Source organism: Pengzhenrongella sicca, from assembly GCF_017569225.1.
GTDB lineage: Bacteria > Actinomycetota > Actinomycetes > Actinomycetales > Cellulomonadaceae > Pengzhenrongella > Pengzhenrongella sicca.
This window is the reverse complement of sequence record NZ_CP071868.1, coordinates 1,490,388-1,510,780: the sequence shown is the minus strand read 5'-3', so window position 1 is coordinate 1,510,780 and position 20,393 is coordinate 1,490,388. Positions and strand designations below refer to the sequence as shown.

The window sequence follows — 20,393 nt, the reverse complement described above, 5'->3', positions numbered from 1 at the left end:
GGCGCGCACGCTACGACCCCAGGCAGCTCGGACCGAGCAGCGCCTTGAGGTCGCCGAACAGCGCCGAGGACCGCTCGACCCGCAGGCTCTCCTCGAGCCGCATCACGGTCGCGCGGCCCGGGCTCAGCAGCTTCAGGTGCACCTCGATCACGCCCGGGTGGTTCGTGAGGATCTCCCGGAGCCGCTCGACCACCGGCGGGGTGCACCGGGTGACCGACATCGACACCGTGAGCGGGGAGTCGGCGACCGCGGAGACGTCGGGCAGCGACACCTCGAGGGCCTGCAGCTGCATCGAGTCGTCCCGCCGGCGCACGCGGCCCCGGATGATCACGACCTGGTCCTCGGCGAGCGCCGTCGAGTAGGCGAGGTAGGTCTCGCCGAAGAACATGATCTCGACCGAGCCCTCCATGTCCTCGACCGTGACCGCGGCCCAGGGGTTGCCCTGCTTCGACATCTTGCGCTGCACGGACGTGATGAGCCCGGCGATCGTGACCGTCGAGCCGTCCGGGCGTGCCTCGTCGGCGAGCAGCACGGCGATCGACACGTCGGCGGCGGCCGAGAGCACGTGCTCGAGCCCGCGCAGCGGGTGGTCCGAGACGTACAGCCCGAGCATCTCGCGCTCGAACGCGAGCCGCTGCTTCTTGTCCCAGTCGGGCAGGTCGGGGACCTCGACGCTGAACGAGAGCCCGGCGTCGTCGTCGCCGCCGCCCGCGAAGTCGGCGAACAGGTCGAACTGGCCCTCCGCCTCCTTGCGCTTGACCCCGATGACGGACTCGACGGCCTGCTCGTGCACGAGCAGCAGCGCGCGGCGGGTGTTGCCGAGCGAGTCGAACGCTCCCGCCTTGATGAGCGACTCGATGGTGCGCTTGTTGCAGACCACCGCGGGCACCTTCGCGAGGAAGTCGGTGAACGACTCGAACGCGCCCTTGGCCTCGCGGGTCGCGACGATCGCGTCGACGACGTTCGCGCCGACGTTGCGGATCGCGGTGAGCCCGAACCGGATGTCGGTGCCAACGGCCGTGAAGTTCGCCGACGACGAGTTCACGTCGGGCGGCAGCACGGTGTTGCCCATGTGCCGGCACTCGCCGAGGTAGAGCGCCGACTTGTCCTTGTCGTCGCGCACGGACGTCAGCAGCGCGGCCATGTACTCGGCCGGGTAGTTCGCCTTGAGGTAGCCGGTCCAGTACGAGACGACGCCGTACGCGGCCGAGTGCGCCTTGTTGAAGGCGTACCCCGCGAACGGCACCAGCACGTCCCAGACCGCCTTGACGGCCCCGGGCGAGTAGCCGCGCTCGAGCATCCCCGCCTCGAAGGGCACGAACTCCTTGTCGAGGATCGACTGCTTCTTCTTGCCCATCGCGCGCCGGAGGAGGTCGGCCTGGCCGAGCGAGTACCCGGCGAGCTTCTGCGCGGCGCGCTGGACCTGCTCCTGGTAGACGATCAGCCCGTGGGTCAGCCCGACGACCTCCTCGAGCGGCTCGGCCAGCTCGGGGTGGATCGGCACGACCTCCTGCAGCCCGTTCTTGCGCAGCGCGTAGTTCGTGTGCGACTGCATGCCCATCGGGCCCGGCCGGTACAGCGCGATGACGGCCGAGATGTCCTCGAAGCTGTCGGGGTGCAGCTGGCGCAGCAGCGCGCGCATCGGGCCGCCGTCGAGCTGGAAGACGCCGAGCGTGTCGCCCCGCCCGAGCAGGTCGTAGGTGGGCTGGTCGTCGAGCGGGAGGTCCTCGACCCGGATCGCGGGCTTGCCGTTCATGACGATGTTCTCGAGCGCGTCGTCAAGGATCGTGAGGTTGCGCAGGCCGAGGAAGTCCATCTTGATCAGCCCGAGCTTCTCGGAGGTGGGCTGGTCGAACTGGGTGATGATCGCGCCGTCCTGCTCGCGGCGCATGATCGGGACGATCTCGATCAGCGGCTCGCTCGACATGATGACGCCGGCCGCGTGCACGCCCCACTGGCGCTTGAGGCCCTCGAGCCCGAGCGCGGTCTCGACGACCCGCTGCGCGTCGGGGTCGGCCTGGACGACCCGGCGGAACTCGTCGGCCTCGGCGTAGCGCGGGTGGTTCGCGTCGTAGATCCCGGCGAGCGGGATGTCCTTGCCCATGACGCCCGGCGGCATCGCCTTGGTGAGCTTGTCCCCCATCGCGAACGGGAAGCCGAGCACGCGGGACGCGTCCTTGATCGCCTGCTTGGCCTTGATCGTCCCGAAGGTGACGATCTGCGCGACCTTCTCCTCGCCGTACTTCTCCGTGACGTACCGGATCACCTCGCCGCGGCGGCGCTCGTCGAAGTCGACGTCGACGTCGGGCCACGAGATGCGCTCGGGGTTGAGGAACCGCTCGAAGATCAGACCGTGCTCGAGCGGGTCGAGCTCGGTGATGCCCATCGCGTAGGAGGCCATCGAGCCGGCCGCCGAGCCGCGGCCGGGCCCCACGCGGATGCCCTGGGCCTTCGCCCAGTTGATGAAGTCGGCCACGACGAGGAAGTACCCCGGGAAGCCGAGGTCGGTGATGACCTTCGTCTCGTAGTCCGCCTGCTTGCGCACGTCGGCGGGGATGCCCGCGGCGTAGCGCCGGTGCAGCCCAGTCTCGACCTCCTTGATGAACCAGGAGGTCTCGTTCTCGCCCGTGGGGCACGGGAAGTTGGGCATGTAGTCGACGTCGGTCTTGAACGTCACCTCGCACTGCTCGGCGATCCGCAGCGTGTTGTCGCACGCCTCGGGCAGCTCGGCCCACATCCGGCGCATCTCCTCGCCGGACTTGACGTAGAACTCCTGCGCGTCGAACTTGAACCGCTTCGGGTCGGCGAGCGTGGACCCGGACTGGACGCACAGCAGCACCTCGTGCGCCTTGTGGTCGGCCTTGGTCACGTAGTGCAGGTCGTTGGTCGCCACGAGCGGCGCGTCGATCGCCTGGGCGACCCGCAGCAGGTCCTTCGCGACCCGGCGCTCGATGTCGAGGCCGTGGTCCATCAGCTCGACGTAGTAGTTCTCCTTGCCGAAGATGTCCTGGAACTCGCCCGCGGCGCGGACGGCCTCGTCGAACTGGCCCAGGCGCAGGCGCGTCTGCACCTCGCTCGACGGGCAGCCGGTCGTCGCGATCATGCCCGCGCCGTAGGTCTGCAACAGCTCGCGGTCCATCCGGGGCTTGTAGAACTGCCCCTCGAGGGACGCCAGGGACGCCATCCGGAACAGGTTGTGCATGCCGGCGGTGTCCTTCGCCCACATCGTCAGGTGGGTGTACGCGCCGCCGCCGGACACGTCGTCGCTGCCCTGGAACTGGTCGCCCCACTTGACGCGCGTGCGGTCCCCGCGCGCCGTCCCGGGGGTGAGGTAGGCCTCGACGCCGATGATCGGCTTGATGCCGTGCGCCTGGGCCTTGGACCAGAAGTCGAACGCCCCGAACACGAACCCGTGGTCCGTCGTCGCCATCGCGGACTGCCCCCGGCGGGTGGCCTCGGTGAACAGGTCGTCGAGGCGCGCGGCGCCGTCGAGCATCGAATACTCGGTGTGCACGTGCAGGTGCACGAAGTCCGAGTTGGAGGTGGACGGCATGGGCAAATCTTAGGTCGCCCCACCGACGGGGCGAACCGCCACGACGCGAGCGACTATTTGCGCGACGGCGGCCGGTACGGCTCGCGGAGCGTCTCGAGCGCGGCCTCGAGGTCGGGCGGGTAGGTGCTGCTCACCAGGAGCGGCTGGCCCGTGCCCGGGTGCTCGAAGCCGAGCCGCACGGCGTGCAGCCACTGCCGCTTCAGGCCGGTCTTGGCCGCCAGCGTCGGGTCCGCGCCGTAGGTGATGTCGCCCACGCACGGGTGCCGCAGCGCGGCGAAGTGCACGCGGATCTGGTGGGTGCGGCCGGTCTCGAGGTGCACCTCGACGAGCGAGGCCGACGGCAGCATCTCCAGCACCTCGTAGTGCGTGACCGACGGCTTGCCCTCGGCGACGACGGCGAACTTGTAGTCCGCGCTCGGGTGCCGGCCGATCGGGGCGTCGATCGTGCCCGTCGTGGGCTCGGGGTGGCCCTGCACGAGCGCGTGGTAAACCTTCTCGACCGTGCGCTCCTTGAAGGCGCGCTTGAGCACCGTGTAGGCGTGCTCGCTCTTGGCGACGACCATGAGTCCCGAGGTGCCGACGTCGAGCCGGTGCACGATGCCCTGCCGCTCGGCCGCGCCGGACGTCGAGATCCGATAGCCGGCCGCGATCAGCGCGCCCACCACCGTCGGGCCCGTCCAGCCCGGGGACGGGTGCGCCGCGACCCCGACGGGCTTGTCGACGACGACGACGTCGTCGTCGTCGTGCACGATCCGCATGCCGGGCACCGGCTCGGCGACGATCTCGATCGCCTGCGCGCCGCGCGCGTCGGGCAGCTCGACCTCGAGCCAGCCGCCCGGAACCAGCCGGTCGGACTTGCCCACCGCCCGGCCGTCGAGCCGCACTCCCCCGGCCGCGGCGAGCTCCGCCGCCTTGGTGCGGGACAGGCCGAGCAGGCGGGCGATCCCGGCGTCGACGCGCTCGCCGGCGAGCCCGTCGGGGACGGGCAGTGCGCGCAGCTCAGCCACGGTCAGACCTCAGTTCGTCGGGTGCAGCGGGAGTCGGGTCCGGGTCGTCCGGCGTGCGGTCGGCAGGCGCGCCTTCGGCGGGCGTGCCGTCGGCGGGCGTGCCGTCGGCGCGGGGGTCGTGCTCGCGGGAGCCGTCGAGGCCGATGCCGCGCAGCGACAGCACCACGATGAGCCCGGCCGCGGCGACGATCGCGATGTCGGCGACGTTCCCCACGAAGAGGTTCCCGTAGGCGATGAAGTCGACGACGTGCCCGCGCGCGAACCCCGGCTCGCGCAGGAACCGGTCGGCCAGGTTCCCCACCGCGCCGCCGAGCAGCAGGCCGAGTGCGATCGCCCAGCCGCGCGAGCCGATGCGCCGCGACGCCCGGAGCACCACGACCACGACCACGGTCGCCACGATCGTCAGCACCCAGGTCATCCCGGTCGCGATCGAGAGCGCGGCGCCGGGGTTGTGGATCAGCACGAGCCCGAGCAGGTCGCCGAGCACCGGGATCCGGTCGCGGCCCGACAGCGCCGCCTCGGCCCAGATCTTCGTCGCCTGGTCGACCGCGAGCACGCCGACCGCGACGGCGGTCAGCGCGGTCAGCAGCCGGCGCCGGCGGGTCGCTGCGGGCAGCTCGGTGGTAGACATCGCCGAGAAGTCTCCCACGGGTGGGACACGGCTCAGCGCCGCTCCTCGCGCTGCTTGCACTCGACGCAGAGCGTCGCGCGCGGGAACGCCTGCACGCGGGCCTTGCCGATCGCCTTGCCGCACGCCTCGCACGCCCCGAACGTGCCGGCGATGATCCGCGCGAGCGCGCGGCTGTCCTGCGTCAGCAGGTCGCGGGTGTTGTTGACGAGCGTGAGCTCCTGCTCGCGCTCGAGCGCGCTGGACCCCGAGTCCGCCTGGTCGTCGCCGGCACCGTCACCCGAGTTGCGCAGCAGCTCAGACAGCTCGGCGTCCGCGGCCGACAGCTCGGAGCTCAGCCGCTGGATCTCCTCGAGCAGACCCGCCGCGATCTCGCGGACCTCCTTCGCCGACCAGGGCTTCTCCCCCGCGCGGACCGGGAACGAGTGCACCACCTTCGCCAGGTCGGGCAGGTCGGTGGCCGTCGTGGTGCTGATCGCATCGTGGCTGGCCACGTGAACTCCCTCGTGTCATCTCACCCGAGCCATCTCACCGCAAGACGCCCCACCCGAGATTTCAGGTCCCGCGAGACTAGACGCCGCCGCCCCGGCGCACAACACACGACGCCACGCCAGGGGTGCCTGGCGTGGCGTCGGAGAACTCGTGCGAGCGGTCGGCTACAGCCCGGCCGCGTCGGCGGCGGCGTTCTGCCCGCCGTGCGGCGGAAGCGCGCTGCCCCGGTTGTCGAGGTCTCCGAGGAGGTTCTCGAGGTAGCTCTTCAACCGCGTCCGGTAGTCCCGCTCGAAGACGCGGAGCTCGTCGATCTTCCGCTCCAGCAGGCTGCGCTCCTGCTCGAGCTGGGTCAGCGTGCGGGTCGAGGTCTCTTCGGCCTCGCGCACGATCCGGGTGCCCTGCGACTTCGCCTCGGTGATGATGCGGTCGCCCTCTTCCTGGCCGCTGCGCACGTAGTCGTCGTGCAGCTTCTGCGCCAGGGCGAGCATGCCGGTGGCCGACTCCGGCTCGCTGGCCCGCGACGTCACCGTCGGCGCCGAGGGCGTGACGACCGCGGCCACGACGGGCGCCGGCGTCGGCGCTGCGGGCGCCTCGACCTTCACCGGCGCGGCGACAGGTGCGGGCGGCGTGTCCTGCGCGCCAGCGCGGCTGAGCTCGGCGATGCGCCGCTCCGCCGCGGCCAGCTTCGTCTTGAGCTCGTCGTTCTCGCCCTCTACAGCGCGAAGAGTGTTTACGACATCGTCCAGGAAGTCGTCAACCTCGTCCTGGTCGTAGCCCTCGCGGAACTTGGTCGCCTGGAACTTCTTGTTCAAGACGTCGTCTGCGGTAAGCATTGCCATCGGTGTCACCTCGTATATCGTGCCGCTCGCGGTCGAGCTGGTCTGGCGGCAGTCCGCCGACCACCAGCGATCACGTTAGCGGAGTTTGAGTGGGGAGCACGCCTCACACGCGCTAAAGGATGTTGAGCAGGACCCAGCAGATGAGCATGAGGACCGTAAAAGCGAGATCTAGGCGTACCGCGCCGAGCGTGAGCGGTGGGATAACCCGGCGCAACGCGCGCAGCGGTGGATCGGTGACCGAGTAGGTCGCTTCAGCCACCACCAACGCGATCCCCCGCGGCCGCCAGTCCCGGGCAAAGTACTGCACCCAGTCGAAGACGAGCCGCACGAGCAGGAGCAGGAAGAACACGAGCACGACCAGCCGAAGCAGGTCGAAGATGATGGTCACGGATCAGCTCTGGTTATAGAACCCGGCCCGGACCTCGCCCGGGACGGCCTGCTCCTCGGCCGTGACCTCGACGTGCGCGGGCGAGAGCAGGAACACCTTGCTCGTGACCCGTTCGATCGCGCCGTGGAGGCCGAAGATGAGCCCCGCGGAGAAGTCGACCAGCCGCTTGGCGTCCGAGTCGTCCATGTCCGAGAGGTTGATGATCACGGGCGTGCCGTCGCGGAACGCCTCGCCGATCTTGCGCGCATCGTTGTACGAGCGCGGGTGGACCGTCGTGATCCGGCGCAGCTCGGCGGGCGCGGGAACCGCGGCCGCGCGGGGGGTGGCCGACCGGATCGGCGTCACCTGGGCCTCGTACTCGTGCGCCACGGTCGTCTCCAGCTCCTCGAACTCCTCGGGGTATCCCTCGCCCTGGTGGTCACTGCGCTCGTCAGCGAGACCGAGGTACAACATTGTCTTGCGTAGCGCTCCGGCCATCGCCCTGTTCCTCTCCAAGCTCCTGTGTCCTGCGGACTTACGCTAGCAAGCGTCACGAAGATCGCCTGTCCGACACGCCCGGGACGCGGCCCGTCGCGCGGATCACCCCGGCGAAGCGGCCGGTCGTGGCGCCGTTCGCCTGGGCCCGCCGGTGGGAGTAGAACCGCAGGTCGGTCCGGGTACAGGCATCGACCCGCTGGACGTCGCGCACGCCCGCGGCCGCGAGCACCGCGGCGACACCCGCGGGCAGGTCGAGCGCCGGCGTCCCCCAGCTCGTCGTCGCCCACACGGCGGGGACGACGCCGGCCACGGCCGCGCGCAGCTCGGCCGGCACCTCGTAGCACGCGCCGCAGATCGCGGGGCCGATGGCGGCCCGGATCCGGCCCGCCGGGACCCCGGCCGCGCCGAGGGCCGCGACGGCCGCCTGGACGACGCCCGACGCCAGCCCGGCGCGACCGGCGTGCACGGCCGCGACGGCTCGCCCACCGGAGTCAGCGAGCAGCACCGGGACACAGTCGGCCACGAGCACCCCGACGGCGACGCCGGGGCCGGCGACGAGGCCGTCCACGTGGCGGGCCGGCGCGGCATCCGGACCGACGCCGGCCGGCACGACCGCGATCGCGGCCCCGTGCACCTGCGTGGCGAAGGTCAGGGGGCCGCCGGCCCACCCCCCGACCAGGGCGCGATTGGTCGCGACGTCGCGTTCGTCGTCGGCGACGTTGAGCCCGAGGTTGAGCGACGCGTACGGGCCGGCGCTGACGCCGCCCGCACGCGTGGTGAAGCCCGCGCGCACGCCTGCCCCGAGGTCGATCTCGACGACGGGGACCGGCGTGCGCACGGAGCCGACTACTTGAGGAAGTCGGGCACGTCGAGCTCGTCGTCCGCGCGGCGCGCGGACTCGTCCTCGAAGATCCGGGGAACCTCGAGCTGTCCGGTCCCCCGCACCCCGTCGGGGTCGGAGGACAGGAACGCCGGCACCGGGGCGTCGGTGCGCGCCGGCAACGACGGCTGCGTCGGCAGGTAGGACGGCTGCGCCGGGTTGACCGCGCGGTGCTGCGCGGCGGCCGGGGCAGGCTCGCTGGCCGGGGCCGCGGCGGGGCGGCTGTTGCCCGTGACCTGGCCGAGCGCCCGCGCGTCGCGGCGCTGGTGCGGCGAGCCGCTGTCGAAGCCCGCCGCGATGACGGTGACCCGCACCTCGTCGCCGAGGGCGTCGTCGATGACGGCACCGAAGATGATGTTCGCCTCGGGGTGCGCGGCCTCCTGGACGAGGCGCGCGGCCTCGTTGATCTCGAACAGGCCGAGGTCGCTGCCGCCCTGGATGCTGAGCAGCACGCCGTGCGCGCCGTCGATGCTCGCCTCGAGCAGCGGCGACGAGATCGCCAGTTCGGCGGCCTGCACCGCGCGGTCGTCGCCGCGGGCCGAGCCGATGCCCATGAGGGCGCTGCCGGCGCCCTGCATGACCGACTTGACGTCCGCGAAGTCGAGGTTGATCAGGCCGGGGGTCGTGATGAGGTCGGTGATCCCCTGCACGCCCGAGAGCAGCACCTGGTCCGCGGAGTGGAAGGCGTCCAGGACGGAGACCGAGCGGTCCGAGATCGACAGCAGCCGATCGTTCGGGATGACGATGAGCGTGTCGACCTCGGCGCGCAGGCTGTCGATGCCGGTGTCGGCCTGGACCGAGCGGCGCCGGCCCTCGAAGGTGAACGGGCGCGTGACGACGCCGATCGTCAGCGCACCGAGCGAGCGCGCGATGCGTGCGACCACAGGGGCGCCGCCGGTGCCGGTGCCGCCGCCCTCGCCCGCGGTGACGAAGACCATGTCGGCGCCGCGCAGGACGTCCTCGATCTCCTCCGCGTGGTCCTCCGCGGCCTTCTTGCCGACCTCGGGGTCCGCGCCGGCGCCGAGGCCCCGGGTGAGCTCGCGGCCGACGTCGAGCTTGACGTCGGCGTCGGACATGAGCAAGGCCTGCGCGTCGGTGTTGATCGCGATGAACTCGACACCCTTGAGCCCGACCTCGATCATCCGGTTGACGGCGTTGACGCCACCGCCGCCGATGCCGACCACCTTGATGACCGCCAGGTAGTTCTGCGGAGCTGCCACGTCATTGCCTCTCGTTGCTGTGTTCACCGTGCCGGCGCGTACAACCTTCACCTTGAGGTAGAAGGTTAGAGTTATGTCAAGTAGTTCTGGAGCGAGACGCTAGGTGCCGCATCGGCCCGGAGCAACGACCTCGGGGCGCGTGTCGGTCACTTTTGTCATTCGCAGCGGATCTGGGGTCGATCCGGAGTGGCGCGGCAGCGCGTCAGCGCGTGATCGGCAGGGTGGGCGCCGAGACATCGAACGCCTTCGCGCCCGCCGTCGCGGGCGCCGCCCGCAACGCCTGCAGGACCGCGATCTTGAGCGGGGCCTCGCTCGCGCTCCCCCAGCTCACGCTCGCGCCGTCGCGCAGCCCCATCTGGACGGTGTCCTGACTCGTCGCCGACACGGTCGCGACCTCGGCGCGCAGCGACTCCGGCAGGGCCTGGAGCACCGCGAGCACGGCCGTGAGGATGCGCTGATTCTCGCCGTCGATCGGCACGGAGACCACGGGCAGGCCCTCCGGCGCCGCCTGCGCCCAGCCCACCTGGAAGCCGTCCGTGTCGAGGAGCGTGAAGCCGGGGTCCGCCCCCGCCTTCGCCCCCGTCGTGGTGGCCGGCAGCGGCACGGCGGCCACGGGCTCGCGCGAGACGAGCGCGACGGTGAGCCCGTGCGGCCAGTCCCGCGTGACCTTCGCCTCGCGCACGCCGGGCACCTCGAGCAGCTGGTCGCGCAGCCCGACGGTGTCGATCCGGGGCAGCGGCACGCCCGCGACCTGCGCGACCACCGCCGTCACGTCGGCGGCGGCGACCACGGTGCCCGCCCCGGACAGCTCGACCTGCCCGGGCTCGAGCGCCAGCACAGGCGAGAGCAGCAGCAGCCACGCCAGCGCGGCGACGGCCGCGACGGCCGCCGCGATCAGGACGGACTTGCGCCGCATCAGGTGGCGCCGCGCCGCGAGCCGCTCGGCGAACCGGTCCGCGGACCCGGTGGACACGACCGTCGGCCGGACCGGTAGCCCGAGGGCGCGCCGACCGGCGGTGTAGGTCGTGACGTTGCTGGTCGCCGCGGGCACGGCGCGGTCCGCTGGCGTGGAAGCCGCGGGCCTGGGTGCCGCAGATCTGGGTGATGCGGGCTTGGGCAGTGCGGGCTTGGGCACTGCGGGCTTGCGGGCAGTGGGCTTGCGGGCGGTGGGCGTCGGTGCCGCGGGCTTGGAGGCGGCGCCCTTCGGTGCGGCGCCCTTCGGTGTGGCGGCCTTGGGCGCGACCGTGCGCCGGGGCGGCGTGGGCCGTCCCGGTCGGGACGGCGTCACGGCTCCTGCCTCGACGCGAGCGTGTCGAGCACGACCGTGGCCAGCTCGGTGACGTCGCCTGCGCCGACCGTCAGGACCAGGTCGCCCGGCAGCGCCCGCGCGACGATCCGCCGCGCCGCGGCCAGCCGGTCCGGCACGAACTCGGCCTTGCCCGGCGTGGCCACGCGCCCGGTGATCAGGGCCCCGGTCACGGCCGGGTCGGGGTCCTCGCGCGCGGCATAGACGTCGGTCACGACGACGGCGTCGGCCAGGTCGAGCGCCGCGGCGAACTCGGCCGCGAACGCGCGGGTGCGGGAGAAGAGATGGGGCTGGAAGAGCACGAGCACGCGGCCGCCACGCGCGACCGGGCGGGCCGCGCGCAGCAGCGCGGCCACCTCCGTCGGATGGTGCGCGTAGTCGTCGACGACGCGGACGCCGTCGGCGCTCCCCCGGTCCTCGAACCGCCGCCCGGTCCCCCGGAACTCGGCGAGGCCCGCGGCCGCGGCGAGCGCGCCGACCCCGACGAGCCGGGCGGCGATCCACGCTGCGGCCGCGTCGAGCGCGTTGTGAGCCCCCGGCACGGCAAGAGTCAGTTCGAGCGTCAGAGTCAGTTCGAGGGCGAGGTCGCCGTCGGGCCCGCGGTCGCCGTCGGGCCCGCGGTCGCCATCGGGCCCGAGGTCGCCGTCGACGAGCGCGGGGTGTCGCGTGCTGAGCGTGCAGGCCGACCCGGCCAGGCCCGCGACCCGGTAGCCGCTGACGACGACGTCGGCGCCCGGGTCGGTGCCGTAGGTCAGCACGCGCGCGCCGCGGGCCGCGAGCGACGCGCGCGCGCCGTCGACGAGACGGCGAGCGCCCGCGTCGTCCGCGCACGCCACGAGCGCGCCGCCGGCGACGATGCGGTCGGCGAACTGCGCGAACGCGTCCTCGAACGCCTCGCGCGTGCCGTAGTGGTCGAGGTGGTCGGGCTCGACGTTGGTCACGACGGCAACGGTGGGCGCGTAGGCGAGGAACGAACCGTCAGACTCGTCCGCCTCCGCCACGAACACGTCCCCCACGCCGTGGTGGGCGCCGCCGAGCGGGCCGCTCGCCGCGTGCCCGGGCAGGACCGTTCCGCCGATCGCGTACGACGGGTCGAGACCGGCCTGCGTGAGAGCGACCGCGATCATCGCGGAGGTCGTGGTCTTGCCGTGCGCGCCGGCGACGGCGATCGCCTGCCGGCCGTCCATGAGCGCCGCGAGGGCCTGCGAGCGGTGCAGCACGACGAGTCCCAGCTCGCGCGCGCGGGCGAGCTCGGGGTTCGTCTCGCGCACGGCCGTGGAGACGACTACCGTGCGGACGCCGTCGACGTGCGCGGCGTCGTGCCCGACCCAGGTGGTGACCCCGGCCGCGCGCAGGCCCGCGAGGGCCGCCCCGTCGCGGGCGTCCGAGCCGCTGACGTCGAGGCCGCGCGCGGCGAGCAGCGCGGCGATCGCCGACATGCCGGCGCCGCCCACGCCGATGAGATGGGTCCGGCCGTACGCCGCGAGGGCGATCGGCGCGCTCACTGAACGGCCCGGCTCGCGCGCTCGACGAGATCGGCGACCCGGGACGCGCCGTCGCGCACCCCGACCGTCGCCGCCGCCGCGCCCATGGCCGCGAGCTCGCTCGGGTCCGGGCCGAGCAGGGGCAGGAGGTGGGCGCGCAGCCACGCAGGCGTGAGGTCGGCGTCGTCGACCAGGAGGCCGCCGCCGGCGGCCACGACGGGCGCCGCGTTGAGGCGCTGCTCGCCGTTGCCGATCGGCAGGGGCACGTAGACGGCGGGCAGGCCGAGCGCCGCGAGCTCGCACACGGTCGCGGCGCCGGACCGGCACACGACGATCGCGGCGACGGCGTAGGCCCGCTCCATCTCGGGCAGGTACTCGCGCACGTGGTAGCGGGGGCGCAGCGCGGGGGGCAGCTCGCCGACGACGGCGCGCACCGCCTCGGCCTTGCCCGCCCCGGTCAGGTGCAGCACCTGCGCGCCCGCGGCGACGAGGTCCGCGCCGACCGCCGCCATCGCGGCATTGAGCCGGACGGCGCCGAGGCTCCCGCCGGTCACCACGACCACGGGTCGTCCCGGCTCGAGCCCGAGCGCCGCGAGCGCGGCCCCCCGGGTCCCGCCCGGGTCGGTGGCCTGCTTGCCGACGAGATCGGCGACGGCGGCGCGCAGCGGCATCCCGGTGAGCTGGGCGTGCGGGAGCGGGGTGCCCGGGAACGTCACGGCGACCGCGGCGGCCCAGCGCGCACCGAGGCGGTTCGCGAGCCCGGGCCGCGCGTTCGCCTCGTGCACGACGACGGGGATCCGCCGCTGGCGCGCGGCGAGGTAGGCGGGCGTCGAGACGTACCCGCCGAAGCCGACGACGACGCGCGCGTCGGCGGCGTCGATCGCCGCGCCGGCGGCCCGGACCGCCGCCGTGAGCCGGCCGGGCAGCCGGAACCAGTCGAGCGTCGGACGCCGCGGCAGGGGCACGCGCGGGACGAGCGCGAGCGGGAGCCCGCGCGCGGGCACAAGCTCGGCCTCGAGCCCCGTCGCGGTGCCGAGCACGGTGAGCCGGGTCGAGGGGTCGCGGCGCGCGAGCTCCTCTGCGACGGCCAGCAGCGGGTTGACGTGGCCGGCGGTCCCGCCGCCGGCGAGCAGCACGGAGCCCGGCGACCCGGGGGTGGCGGCGCTCACGGGCGCGGGGTCCGGGTCAGCGGCCGGCCGACGACGGCCAGCGAGCGGCGGAGCACGCCCGGGCGCGCGGCGAGGGCCTGCGCCGCGCCCGGCTCCGCGCGGGCGAACGAGATCACGATGCCGAGGGCGATCATCGTCATGATCAGGGCCGAGCCGCCCGCCGAGACCAGCGGGAGCGGCACGCCGATCACCGGGGCGAGCCCGATGACGACCCCGATGTTGATCATCGCCTGCCCGATGACCCAGAACGCGATCGCAGCCGTCGTGATCTGGACGAACGGGTCGGGGTGCCGCCGGATCACCCGCAGCATCGCGAGCGCGAGCAGCGCGAACAGCACGAGCACGAGCAGCGTGCCGACCAGGCCCAGCTCCTCGCCGATGATCGCGAAGATGAAGTCGTTGTGCGCCTCGGGCAGGTAGGACCACTTCTCGCGGCTCGCCCCGAGCCCGAGGCCCCACCAGCCGCCGGTCGCCAGGCCCCACGTGCCGTGCAGCGTCTGGTAGCACTCCGCGTCGATGTCGCAGCTGTCGCTCAGCCACGACGCGATGCGGGCCATCCGGTTCGCGCTGCCCTGCGCGAGCAGGGCGACGCACGCGCCCGCGGCGACGGCCGCGACGGCGAACACACGCATCGGCACCCCCGCGATGAACATCGCGCCGGCGACGAGAAGGATCAGCACGAGCGCGGTTCCGAGGTCGTCACCCAGCAGGACAAGGCCGATGAGGCCGCCGGCGACGGGCAGCACCGGGATGAGCGAGTGCTTCCAGTCCTGCAGGAGCGACTGCTTGCGCGCGAGCACCACGCCGAGCCAGAGCGCGAGGGCGACCTTCGCCGCCTCCGAGGGCTGGAGGACGATCGGGCCGACCGCGAGCCAGTTCTTGTTGCCATTCCCGTCGATGCCGAACAGGAAGGTCATGAGCTGCAGCCCGGCGGCGACCGCGACCGCTGGCCAGGCGATCGCCTGGTAGAAGCGCACCGGCATCCTCGAGGCCACCCACAGCGCGGGCAGCCCGAGCAGCGCGAACCGCGCCTGCTTGGCGAACTCGGCGTACGGCGACTTGTCGGCGGCGAGCGACTCGACGCTCGAGCTCGACAGGACCATGACCAGGCCGAGCACCACGAGGATCGCGGTCGCCCCGGTCAGCACGTAGTAGCTCGTGACGGCGCTGTTCCACTGCCCGAGCCGGGCCCCGAGGCCGCGCCCGGCGGCTGCGGCACCGCGCGGCGCCGCCGAGCCACGGGAGGGCTGACGCGGGGCCGGCACGCGCTGGTCGGCGGGCCGCTGGGTCACGGGTCGCTGGGTCACAGGGCGCTGGGTCACAGGGCGCTGCTTCACAGGGCGCTGCTTCACAGGGCGCTGCTGGACAGGGCGCTGCTGGACGGGGCCGCGGCCGGTCGGCTGGCTCACGTCGTGGTCCCCGCCCGCGGCCCGAGCCCGCGCGCCGCCGCCGCGAAGTCGTTGCCGCGCTCGGCGTAGGAGGTGAACTGGTCCATCGAGGCGCAGGCGGGCGCGAGCAGCACGGTGTCGCCCGGCCGGGCCAGGCGGCGGGCGAGCTCGACGGCGCGGGTCATCACCGCCCCAGTGTCGCGGGGATCCACCGCCACGACGGGAACCTCGGGTGCGTGTCGGGAAAGGGCCACCCGCAGCGGCTCTTGATCGACGCCGACGAGCACGACGGCGTGCAGGCGGTCGCGGCGCGCCAGCACGAGCTCGTCGAACGTCGCGCCCTTCGCGAGGCCGCCCGCGACCCAGACGACGGATCCCTCGCGGTAGGCAGCCAGCGAGGCCGCCGCGGCGTGCGCGTTGGTGGCCTTCGAGTCGTCGACGTACGCCACGCCGTCGCGGGTGGCGACCGTCTGGATCCGGTGCGAGCCGGGCGTGTAGGCGCGCAGGCCGGCCCGCACGGCCTCGGGCGGGACCCCGTGCGCGAGCGCGAGCCCCGCGGCGGCGAGCGCGTTCGCGACCACGTGCGGCGGCACGTCGGCCGCCGTGGCCGAGTCGCTCACGTGGGTCAGGTCGGTGAGGTCGGCGAGCTCGACGCCATGGGTGTGGCGCCGCAGGTCGAACGCGCGGTCCACGAGCACGTCCTCGACGAGGCCGAGCTGCCCGACGCGCGGCGCGCCGAGGGTGAACCCGACCGCGAGGGCACCGTCGGTCACGTCGGCGTCCCGCACGAGCCGCTCCGTCTGGGGGTCGCCCACGTTGTACACGCAGGCGACCTCGGCCCGCTCGTAGACGCGCGCCTTGTCGGCCGTGTACGCCTCGTACGAGCCGTGCCAGTCGAGGTGGTCGGGGGCGAGGTTGAGCACGGCCGCGGCCTGCGCCGACATCGTGTGCGTGAAGTGCAGCTGAAAGCTCGACAGCTCGACCGCGAGGACGTCGAGGGCGGGGTCCGTCGCCGCCTGCACGACCGGCGTCCCGACGTTGCCGACGGCGAGCGCGCGCTCCCCGGCCGCCGCGAGGATCGACTCGAGCATCCCGACCGTGGTCGTCTTGCCGTTGGTGCCGGTCACCGCGAGCCAGGGCGCCGGGCCGGCCCCGCCGGCGCGCGGCACGCGCAGCCGCCAGGCGAGCTCGACCTCGCTCCACACGGGGATCCCACGCGCGAGCGCGCCGACCAGGAGCGCGTCGGCGGGCGCCCAACCCGGCGAGGCGACGACGAGGTCGGTCGCGTCCAGGCCGCCGGCGGCGACGAACTCGGCGGAGTCGGCCGCGTCGGCCGCGGCGGCCCGCGCGTCGACAGTCGTCAGCCGCGCCCCGCGCTCGGCCAGCGCGGCGACGGCGGCCCGGCCCGACAGGCCCAGTCCCGCGACGACGACACGGGCGCCCTCAAGCACTAACCCACGACCCATTCGGCGTAGAACACGCCGATGCCGGCCGCGACGAACAGCCCCGCGATCAGCCAGAACCTGATGACGATGGTCACCTCGCCCCACCCCGAGAGCTCGAAGTGGTGATGCAGCGGTGCCATCTTGAAGACCCGTTTGCCGGTGAGCTTGAAGAACCCGATCTGGATGACGTCGCTCATCACGATGACGACGAAGAGGCCGCCCAGGATCGCGCCGAGGATCTCGGTCCGGGAGAGGATCGACAGCCCGGCGAACGCGCCGCCGAGCGCGAGGGAGCCGGTGTCCCCCATGAAGATCTTCGCCGGGCTCGCGTTCCACCACAGGAACCCGAAGCAGGCGCCGGTGATCGCCGCGGCGACCACCGCGAGGTCGAGCGGGTCGCGGGTCTCGTAGCAGCGCGGCCCGGCCGTGAGGATGGACTGGCAGGTCTGGTTGGACTGCCACACGCACACGATCACGTACGCGCCGAACACGACGAGCGAGACGCCCGTCGCGAGGCCGTCGAGGCCGTCGGTCAGGTTCACCGCGTTCGACCAGGCGGTGATGAGGAAGTTGGCCCAGAGCACGAACAGGATGAGCCCGATCGTGGCGCCGGCGAACGCCAGGTCCAGCCCCGTGTCCCGGATGAACGAGATGCGCATGGACGCCGGCGTGCGGAAGTTCTCGTTCGGGAACTGCAGCGCCGCGACGGCGAAGCCGACCCCGACGATGCCCTGCCCGAGGAACTTCCACCGCGCGCTCAGCCCGAGGCTGCGCTGTCGCGTGATCTTGATGAAGTCGTCGAGGAGCCCGACGAAGCCGAGCCCGGCCATGAGCACGAGGACGAGGACGGCCGAAGTGCTGGGCACGCTCCGCGTCAGGACGAGCCCGCCGGCCCACCCGAGCAGCGTCGCGAGGATGATGACGACCCCGCCCATGGTGGGCGTCCCGCGCTTGGTGAAGTGCGCTGTCGGCCCGTCCTGGCGGATGAACTGCCCGTACTGCTTGCGCACGAGGTAGCGGATGAACAAGGGCGTGCCGAGCAGGGCCAGCAGCATCGAGAGGCCGCCGGAGATGAGTACCGCCCTCATCCGACGGGCTCCTGCGTCGCGGCGGCGTCGAGCAGCCGGTCCCCGAGGCGCCACAGACCGGCGCCGTAGGACGACTTGACCAGCACCACGTCGCCCGGGCGCAGCTCGGCCTCGAGGTAGTCGCCCGCGACGTCGACGTCGTCGGCGACCGCGACCTCGTCACCCCACGACCCCTCGCGCATCGCGCCGTCGGCGATCGCGTGGGCGCCGGGGCCGACCACGACGGTCAGCGCGACGTTCAACCGCACGATCATCAGCCCGATCGCCTCGTGCTCGGAGCGCGCCTGCGGCCCCAGCTCGAGCATCTCGCCGAGCACCGCGACCGAGCGCCGGTCCCGGCCGGCGACGGTCGCGAGCGCCTTGAGCGCGGCCCGCATCGAGTCGGGGTTCGCGTTGTAGGAGTCGTCGATGACGGTCACGCCGTCGGCCCGGTCCACCACGTGCATGCGGTGCGGGCTCAGCGCGTCGGCGATGGACAGCCGCGTCGCGATCTCGGCGACCGACAGCCCGAGGAGCGTCGCGACCGCCGCGGCCGCGAGGGCGTTCGAGACGTGGTGCTCGCCGACGAGGCGCAGCGTGACGGGCGCCGCGTCGTCGCCGACGGTGAGCGTGAACGCCGCGCGGCCGGCCCGGTCGACCGTGATGTCGCTCGCGCGCACGCCCGCGCCGACGGAGCCGCCGAACGTGAGCACGTCGCCCGGGGCGCCCGCCGCCATGGCGGCCACGCGCGCGTCGTCCGCGTTGAGCACGGCCGTGCCGCCGGTCGCGAGGCCCGCGACGATCTCCGCCTTCGCGCGCGCGATCGCCTCGACGCCGCCGAACTCCCCGATGTGGGCGCTGCCGACCGCGAGGACGACGGCGATGTCGGGCGGGGCGATGCCCGTGAGGTAGGTGAGCTGACCCAGCCCGCTCGCGCCCATCTCGAGCACGAGGAAGCGCGTGTCGGCGTCGGCGCGCAGCACCGTCAGGGGCAGCCCGATCTCATTGTTGAACGAGGCGACCGGCCACACCGTCGCGCCGGACGGGGCGAGCAGCTGCGCGAGCAGGTCCTTCGTGGTGGTCTTGCCGACCGATCCGGTCACGCCGACGACGGTCAGCGGGCCCGGGCCCGGCTCGGCGTCGGTGCGCAGCCGCAGCAGCACCGCGGCGGCGAGGGCGCCGAGGGCGCGCTCGACGTCGTCGACGACGACGCTCGGCAGGTCGACGCCATCCGGTCCGGGCACGGGGCGCGCCGCGAGGATCAGCGCCGCGCCGGCTGCGACGGCGGCGGCGGCGTGGTCGTGGCCGTCCGAGGTCTCCCCCGGCAGCGCCACGAACAGCGACCCGACCTGGGCGAGCCGCGAGTCCACGACCACCGGGCCGTGCACCACGAGGGCGGAGTCGAGCGCGGCCGGGTGCAGGCGGCCTCCCGTCGCGGCCGCGACGTCCGCCGCGGTCAGGGCGATCACTGGGCGGTCACCACGGCGGCACGCAGCACGTCCCGATCGTTGTACCGGTGGAAGACGCCGGCGATCTCCTGCGTGGGCTCGTGCCCCTTGCCCGTGATGATGATGGTGTCCTCGGCTTCGGCGAGCTCGAGCGCGGTGCGGATCGCATCGGCCCGTGACGTCGCCTCGTGGATGTCGGTTCCGGCGGGTCGCTGCGCCAGCGCCCCGGCCAGGATCTCGGCCCGGATCTGCGCGGGCACCTCGGAGCGCGGGTTCTCGTCAGTGACGACGAGCACGTCGGCCAGGCGCGCGGCGATCTCGCCCATGAGCGGGCGCTTGCCCGTGTCCCGATCGCCGTCGGAACCGAACACGATGATCAGCTTGCCGGGGGTGATCGGGCGGACGGCCTCGAGCGCGAGCACGAGCGCGTCGGGCGTGTGCGCGTAGTCGACGAGCGCGAGCGGCCAGCCGTCCCCGCGCTCGATCACGCGCTCCATCCGGCCGGGGATCGCGTGCGCGCGTGCGACGCCGGCGATGGCGTCGGCGAGCGAGATGCCCGCGCGGTGCGCGAGCACGATCGCGAGCGCGGCGTTGGAGACGTTGACGAGGCCCGGCAGCGGGCTCGTCGCGGCGTGCACGACGCCGTCCGGCCCGCGCAGCCCGAAGGTGGAGCCGACGCCGTCGAGGCCGATCGTCGCCTCGACGACCGCCCAGTCCGCGGTCGCGGACTCCGGGCTGCCGACGTGCGTCGCGACCGACTCGACGGGGATCTGGGCCCGCGCGACGAGCGCGCGCCCCCACGCGTCGTCGACCACCACGACACCCCGGCGAGCCTGCCCGGGCGCGAACAGGCGCGCCTTGTCGGCGAAGTAGCCCTCCATCGTGCCGTGGAAGTCGAGGTGGTCGCGCTGCAGGTTGGTGAAGCCGACGACGTCGAAGGTCAGTCCGTGCACGCGCCCGAGGGCCAGCGCGTGGCTCGACGCCTCGAGGGTCGCCGCCGTCGCGCCCCGCTCGCGGGCCAGCGCGAGCAGCGCGTGCAGCGCCGGGGCCTCGACCGTGGTGCGCGGGCTCTCGATCGCGTCTTCGCCGATGCGCAGCTCGACCGTGCCGAGCACGGCCGTGGTGGCGTGGGTGCCACGCAGCGCCGCGTCGACGAAGTACGTCGTGGTCGTCTTGCCGTTGGTGCCCGTGACGGCGATCGTGACCAGCTCGCGGGCGGGGTAGTCGTAGGCCCAGGCCGCGACATCGCCGAGCAGCGCCCGCGGGTCGTCCGCGACGAGGACGGGGACCCCGAGCGCGGGCCGCACGTCGGCGCACAGCCGCGCGCCGGCGTCGTCGGTGAGGATCGCGACCGCCCCGGCCGCCACGGCGGCGGCGGCGTACGCGGCGCCGTGGGCCTTCAGGCCCTGCAGCGCGACGAACAGGTCGCCGGGCTCGGCGTCGGAGCTCGCGACGGTGACCCCGGTCAGCGGGCCGGGCGCCGAGCCGGGCTCGGCCGTGCGGAGTGCGAACGCGTCGACGAGGTCGACGATCCCGTGGGCACTGGGATGCGTGGGGCGCATCCGACCCGAGGGGGACGTCATGGGGGTGAATCTACCGCGC

The 20,393-nt window shown here is 73.5% G+C and carries 17 protein-coding genes; all 17 read right to left on the bottom strand.

Annotated elements, in window-relative coordinates; translation table 11 throughout:
- Positions 1-10 precede the first annotated feature (10 nt).
- The 17 genes from dnaE to J4E96_RS06780 all read right to left on the bottom strand — a co-directional run bounded on the left by dnaE (position 11) and on the right by J4E96_RS06780 (position 20,374).
- Entirely contained in the window at positions 11-3,553 is a 3,543-nt protein-coding gene (dnaE, locus tag J4E96_RS06860) for a DNA polymerase III subunit alpha (RefSeq protein ID WP_227425023.1), read from the bottom strand.
- Positions 3,554-3,606: 53 nt separating this feature from the next.
- Positions 3,607-4,560 carry an RluA family pseudouridine synthase gene (locus J4E96_RS06855; protein ID WP_227425022.1) on the bottom strand — a complete coding sequence of 318 codons (954 nt, stop codon included), beginning with the start codon at positions 4,558-4,560 and terminating at the stop codon, positions 3,607-3,609.
- On the bottom strand, positions 4,553-5,191 hold the full coding sequence (locus J4E96_RS06850) for a signal peptidase II (protein ID WP_227425021.1): 639 nt from the start codon (positions 5,189-5,191) through the stop codon (positions 4,553-4,555). Before J4E96_RS06850 ends, J4E96_RS06855 begins: the two co-directional genes overlap by 8 nt.
- 32 nt (positions 5,192-5,223) lie before the next feature.
- Positions 5,224-5,682 (bottom strand): TraR/DksA family transcriptional regulator, encoded by a 459-nt coding sequence (locus J4E96_RS06845; protein ID WP_227425020.1) that lies wholly within the window; start codon positions 5,680-5,682, stop codon positions 5,224-5,226.
- A gap of 162 nt (positions 5,683-5,844) precedes the next feature.
- Complete coding sequence (locus J4E96_RS06840) at positions 5,845-6,519, bottom strand: DivIVA domain-containing protein (protein WP_227425019.1); 675 nt, start codon at positions 6,517-6,519, stop codon at positions 5,845-5,847.
- Between the two features lie 112 nt (positions 6,520-6,631).
- A complete protein-coding gene (locus J4E96_RS06835) occupies positions 6,632-6,907 on the bottom strand; it encodes a YggT family protein (RefSeq protein ID WP_227425018.1) in 276 nt (91 codons plus the stop codon).
- Between the two features lie 3 nt (positions 6,908-6,910).
- Entirely contained in the window at positions 6,911-7,384 is a 474-nt protein-coding gene (locus J4E96_RS06830) for a cell division protein SepF (protein WP_227425017.1), read from the bottom strand.
- 52 nt (positions 7,385-7,436) lie between these two features.
- A complete protein-coding gene (locus J4E96_RS06825; RefSeq protein WP_227425016.1) occupies positions 7,437-8,222 on the bottom strand; it encodes a polyphenol oxidase family protein in 786 nt (261 codons plus the stop codon).
- Positions 8,223-8,230: 8 nt separating this feature from the next.
- Positions 8,231-9,484, bottom strand: coding sequence for a cell division protein FtsZ (ftsZ, locus tag J4E96_RS06820; RefSeq protein ID WP_227425015.1), 1,254 nt, complete (start codon positions 9,482-9,484; stop codon positions 8,231-8,233).
- Between the two features lie 202 nt (positions 9,485-9,686).
- Positions 9,687-10,535, bottom strand: coding sequence for a cell division protein FtsQ/DivIB (locus J4E96_RS06815; RefSeq protein ID WP_227425014.1), 849 nt, complete (start codon positions 10,533-10,535; stop codon positions 9,687-9,689).
- A gap of 233 nt (positions 10,536-10,768) precedes the next feature.
- Complete coding sequence (locus J4E96_RS06810) at positions 10,769-12,295, bottom strand: UDP-N-acetylmuramate--L-alanine ligase (protein WP_227425013.1); 1,527 nt, start codon at positions 12,293-12,295, stop codon at positions 10,769-10,771.
- A complete protein-coding gene (gene murG, locus J4E96_RS06805) occupies positions 12,292-13,443 on the bottom strand; it encodes an undecaprenyldiphospho-muramoylpentapeptide beta-N-acetylglucosaminyltransferase (RefSeq protein ID WP_227425012.1) in 1,152 nt (383 codons plus the stop codon). The genes J4E96_RS06810 and murG overlap by 4 nt, the downstream gene beginning before the upstream one ends.
- Positions 13,440-14,765, bottom strand: coding sequence for a putative lipid II flippase FtsW (gene ftsW / locus J4E96_RS06800; RefSeq protein WP_227425011.1), 1,326 nt, complete (start codon positions 14,763-14,765; stop codon positions 13,440-13,442). The genes murG and ftsW overlap by 4 nt, the downstream gene beginning before the upstream one ends.
- 83 nt (positions 14,766-14,848) lie before the next feature.
- On the bottom strand, positions 14,849-16,297 hold the full coding sequence (murD, locus tag J4E96_RS06795; protein WP_227425010.1) for a UDP-N-acetylmuramoyl-L-alanine--D-glutamate ligase: 1,449 nt from the start codon (positions 16,295-16,297) through the stop codon (positions 14,849-14,851).
- Positions 16,282-17,364, bottom strand: a complete 1,083-nt coding sequence (gene mraY / locus J4E96_RS06790) for a phospho-N-acetylmuramoyl-pentapeptide-transferase (RefSeq protein ID WP_227425009.1) — start codon at positions 17,362-17,364, stop codon at positions 16,282-16,284. Before mraY ends, murD begins: the two co-directional genes overlap by 16 nt.
- Positions 17,361-18,812: a UDP-N-acetylmuramoyl-tripeptide--D-alanyl-D-alanine ligase gene (locus tag J4E96_RS06785; protein WP_227425008.1), complete on the bottom strand. Its 1,452-nt coding sequence runs from the start codon at positions 18,810-18,812 to the stop codon at positions 17,361-17,363. The genes mraY and J4E96_RS06785 overlap by 4 nt, the downstream gene beginning before the upstream one ends.
- Positions 18,809-20,374 (bottom strand): UDP-N-acetylmuramoyl-L-alanyl-D-glutamate--2,6-diaminopimelate ligase, encoded by a 1,566-nt coding sequence (locus J4E96_RS06780; protein ID WP_227425007.1) that lies wholly within the window; start codon positions 20,372-20,374, stop codon positions 18,809-18,811. The genes J4E96_RS06785 and J4E96_RS06780 overlap by 4 nt, the downstream gene beginning before the upstream one ends.
- Between the last annotated feature and the right edge of the window lie 19 nt (positions 20,375-20,393).